4 protein-coding genes are annotated in these 3,074 nt (G+C 58.2%); 1 reads left to right on the top strand and 3 read right to left on the bottom strand.

The features are described 5' to 3' along the window. The first annotated feature begins 80 nt into the window (after positions 1 to 80). A complete protein-coding gene (locus NW834_RS13515; protein ID WP_414419738.1) occupies positions 81 to 740 on the top strand; it encodes an SDR family oxidoreductase in 660 nt (219 codons plus the stop codon). Between the two features lie 22 nt (positions 741 to 762). On the opposite strand, the gene NW834_RS13510 is transcribed toward NW834_RS13515, so the two are convergent. The 3 genes from NW834_RS13510 to NW834_RS13500 all read right to left on the bottom strand — a co-directional run bounded on the left by NW834_RS13510 (position 763) and on the right by NW834_RS13500 (position 2,884). Beyond that, positions 763 to 1,059 (bottom strand): hypothetical protein, encoded by a 297-nt coding sequence (locus tag NW834_RS13510; protein WP_011432165.1) that lies wholly within the window; start codon positions 1,057 to 1,059, stop codon positions 763 to 765. Positions 1,060 to 1,065: 6 nt separating this feature from the next. Then, positions 1,066 to 2,331, bottom strand: coding sequence for a hypothetical protein (locus NW834_RS13505; RefSeq protein ID WP_414419737.1), 1,266 nt, complete (start codon positions 2,329 to 2,331; stop codon positions 1,066 to 1,068). Positions 2,332 to 2,425: 94 nt separating this feature from the next. Next, positions 2,426 to 2,884: a hypothetical protein gene (locus tag NW834_RS13500; protein WP_414419736.1), complete on the bottom strand. Its 459-nt coding sequence runs from the start codon at positions 2,882 to 2,884 to the stop codon at positions 2,426 to 2,428. Between the last annotated feature and the right edge of the window lie 190 nt (positions 2,885 to 3,074).

The raw sequence follows: 3,074 nt of genomic DNA, 5'->3' as shown, positions 1-3,074 counted from the left end.
TTGGAAACAAACAGAATGCTATCGCTGCATAGTTGAACAGTGATGTTCAGCAGTGTTCAGCGTAAATGTATCAGAAACTTATGCAGGCTTTTGTTGCAGGGGCTACAGGAGAAACCGGACGCCGCATTGTCAAAGAGTTGGTGGGCCGCGACATCCCGGTACGGGCGCTGGTGCGCAGCCATGAGCTGGCCGCTCGGGTTTTGCCCCCCGAAGCGGAAGTGGTGGTGGGGGATGTGCTGGATCCGGCCACGCTGGAGACGGGCATGGAAGGATGCACGGTGGTGCTCTGTGCCACCGGGGCCAGGCCCAGTTGGGATCCCTTTCAGCCCTACCGAGTGGATTATGAAGGCACCAAGAACCTGGTCGATGTGGCCAAAGCCAAAGGGATCCAACACTTTGTTTTAATCTCTTCCCTGTGTGTTTCCCAGCTGTTCCATCCCCTCAACTTGTTTTGGCTGATCCTGGTGTGGAAAAAACGGGCGGAAGAATATCTGCAAAAAAGCGGCCTCACCTACACCATCGTTCGACCGGGGGGCCTAAAAAACCAAGACAACGACGATGGCATTGTCCTATCCAAGGCGGATACCCTCTTTGACGGCAGCATCCCCCGCACGAAAGTAGCCCAAGTGGCCGTCGAAAGTTTATTCCAGCCCGCCGCCCAAAATCGCATCCTTGAGATCATCGCCAAGCCGGGTGTGCCCAACCGCGACTGGAGCGCCCTCTTTGCCATGGCAGGATAGGATGTTCGCGCCAGGCTTGCCCTCAACTCTCCTCTGCCTTGGAATCAGCAGACTTCGCCAACTGCTGCAAGCGATCTAGGATCCGCGCCTCAGCGTTAGCATCGTGGAGTCGCAACGTCAGGCGGGGCACCCGCAGTGAAGCCGTAATCCGGCCTGAGGGCAGATCCAGCCACACCAGTTGCCCTTGAAAACAGCGACAGGCAGCCCTCCATTCCTGGGCCAGAACCTCTACCTCCGACCAGGCAAGGCAGCGCGGCAGCAGCAGGTCAGTGGCCCACCCCGCTCCACACTCCCGCCGCCTGAGGATACGCACCTGCATGGATCCCTACATCCGCAAGGACTCCGTCCCGCTGACGCGAGCGGCGTAGAACTCGCACCAGGGATCCCCCTTCTCTCTGGCCTTGGTCTCCTTGCCGTGGAAGAGCCCACCCCGCTGGAAGAGGCGGTTGTAGAAGACTTGATCCAAAACCGGCTTCTGCTGGATGTTGCCGTTGTAGACCAGATCCATCATCGCCGGCACCGCCCCTTGAGCAAGATAGCAGGCGGGATCTTCTGCCCGTGGGTAGGAAGCCAAAAAGTAGTTGGCTTCGTAGTTGCCGTCAATGGCCACCCGGCAAGACTGGCCACTCACCACCTCCAAAGCCTGCCAGCGACCCCACCCCAGGCTGCTGGCCACCGCATAGCCGCCGTGGATCCAGTCCGTGTCCTTCTCCAGCATCGGCCCCACCAGGGTTTCCCACTCCACCGATTCCATGATGTTGCCGAGGGTGTAGAAGACACAAACATGCCCCGACTCGCGGATGAGAGCTTCCCCCACCCCCATCAGCTCAGCCTGCACCGCCTTCAGCTCCTGTAAAAAGCGATACTGAATGCGGTTGTAGTAGTTGGCAGGCATGCGCGTTAGCAACACGTTAAAGGCGCGAATTTGCCCCCGCTCATCTCCGGCCAAAGGCAAGCCCCACAGAGCTTCGTTGACCGCGTCATAGTCCACTGCCGTTACGGGCTGCGGGAACTGGGTTGGCTGCTCAATAAGCTTGCCCATGCCTGGACTGGGAGTCAGCGACTGAGGCTTTGGCAGCCGAGTGGCCTGGATCACGCAGTGATCCTTGCGCGTAACGGCCATACACTCCGTTTCTTCTGCCCCGTAGCTTCCCAGCTCGCCAAACGTGGCATCCAGAGCTGCCGCCACATAGCCCACCGCCAAGTGGTCAATGGGACGTGTGCGGCTGACCTGCTCTCCGTACTTGCTCAGCCAGCCTTCTGCGTAGTGAGAATGGGTCAGCTGCACTTCCCCGCCTGAAGGGGTCACCTCAAACGCCAGCCGCCCAAATCCTAAAAAACTGAAGATCTGAGCTGCCACTGCCAGGCGCCCTTGGGTCTCCTGAACGCCAAGAGCCTTGAAAGCTCCGTACAGAAGACTGTAAAAGATCTCCTGGGCTGCCGTGCGCAGGATCCCTACTCCATCGATCCAGTCGGGATCTTCAATAGTCTGCTGCAGGAATAGGTTGTAGTGATGGCAGTGGAAGATAACCGGCTCTCCAAACAGGGAGATCAGCTTGCGGTTGCGGTCGAGATGGAGATGTTCAGGCATGGACAAGTGGGTTGAGATGAATGATAGTGCTCAAAGCAGGCCCCTGAGCGCGGCAACTGCCCTCAGGCAAAGCTCGCCAGCCATTCTCGACTACTCAAACCGGCATGGCAATAGGCAGCCGCTCTCGGCCCAAAAGATCTGCTACCGCTTTGTAAAGAATGCGCAACTCCTGCCGGGTCAGGGTGCCCTTTTCGAGACGGTTGCGGTCTAGGCCCGTTTTCAAAGACAGGCGCAGAGCCACAAAGTTGGGATCCGGAGCGTAGCGCTTGGCATAGTCCATCAAAGCCTGAGCCACAGACATAGTGCTGTCCTGCACAGGGGGCAGCAGCGGTTTTCCGTCGATCAAGATGGCCTTAATCCGGTCTGAAATCGCTTTCAGGTCGGTGATGGAACGGGTCAGAAACAAGACAAAGTAGGGGCTTTTGGGAAACGCTTTGATGACAACCCGCAGCGCCGGAGTACCTGCCAAGAGGTAGTCCGCCTCTTGGTCGGGGCTGACGGTTTGACAAAGGCGGCTATTGGCCTGCAACAGGTCGCCGGCGTAGGTGCCCAAACGTTCTAGGGCTTGCTCCTCTTGGGAATCGCTGACGTAGGTTACTTTGGCTACTGTAGCACCATCAGCTAGAAATCGCAGGAGCCCCGCACTGTACCCGTAGGGTCAGTGCTGGGAGGAATGCGGAAGTCACAATAGAACCATGACCCAAGTCCTGACCGTCTCCTGCAAGCTCAAGGTGTCCCAGTCG

Origin of the sequence: Synechococcus sp. R60.1 (assembly GCF_047461835.1) — a bacterium.
Lineage (GTDB): Bacteria > Cyanobacteriota > Cyanobacteriia > Thermostichales > Thermostichaceae > Thermostichus.
The sequence above is the reverse complement of the archived record's forward strand: the minus strand, read 5'-3'. Positions and strand labels throughout refer to the sequence as shown.

Coding starts and splice junctions, on each gene's coding strand:
- NW834_RS13515 (WP_414419738.1), top strand. CDS start 81: ATGCAGGCTTTTGTTGCAGGGGCTACAGGAGAAACCGGACGCCGCATT.
- NW834_RS13510 (WP_011432165.1), bottom strand. CDS start 1,059: ATGCAGGTGCGTATCCTCAGGCGGCGGGAGTGTGGAGCGGGGTGGGCC.
- NW834_RS13505 (WP_414419737.1), bottom strand. CDS start 2,331: ATGCCTGAACATCTCCATCTCGACCGCAACCGCAAGCTGATCTCCCTG.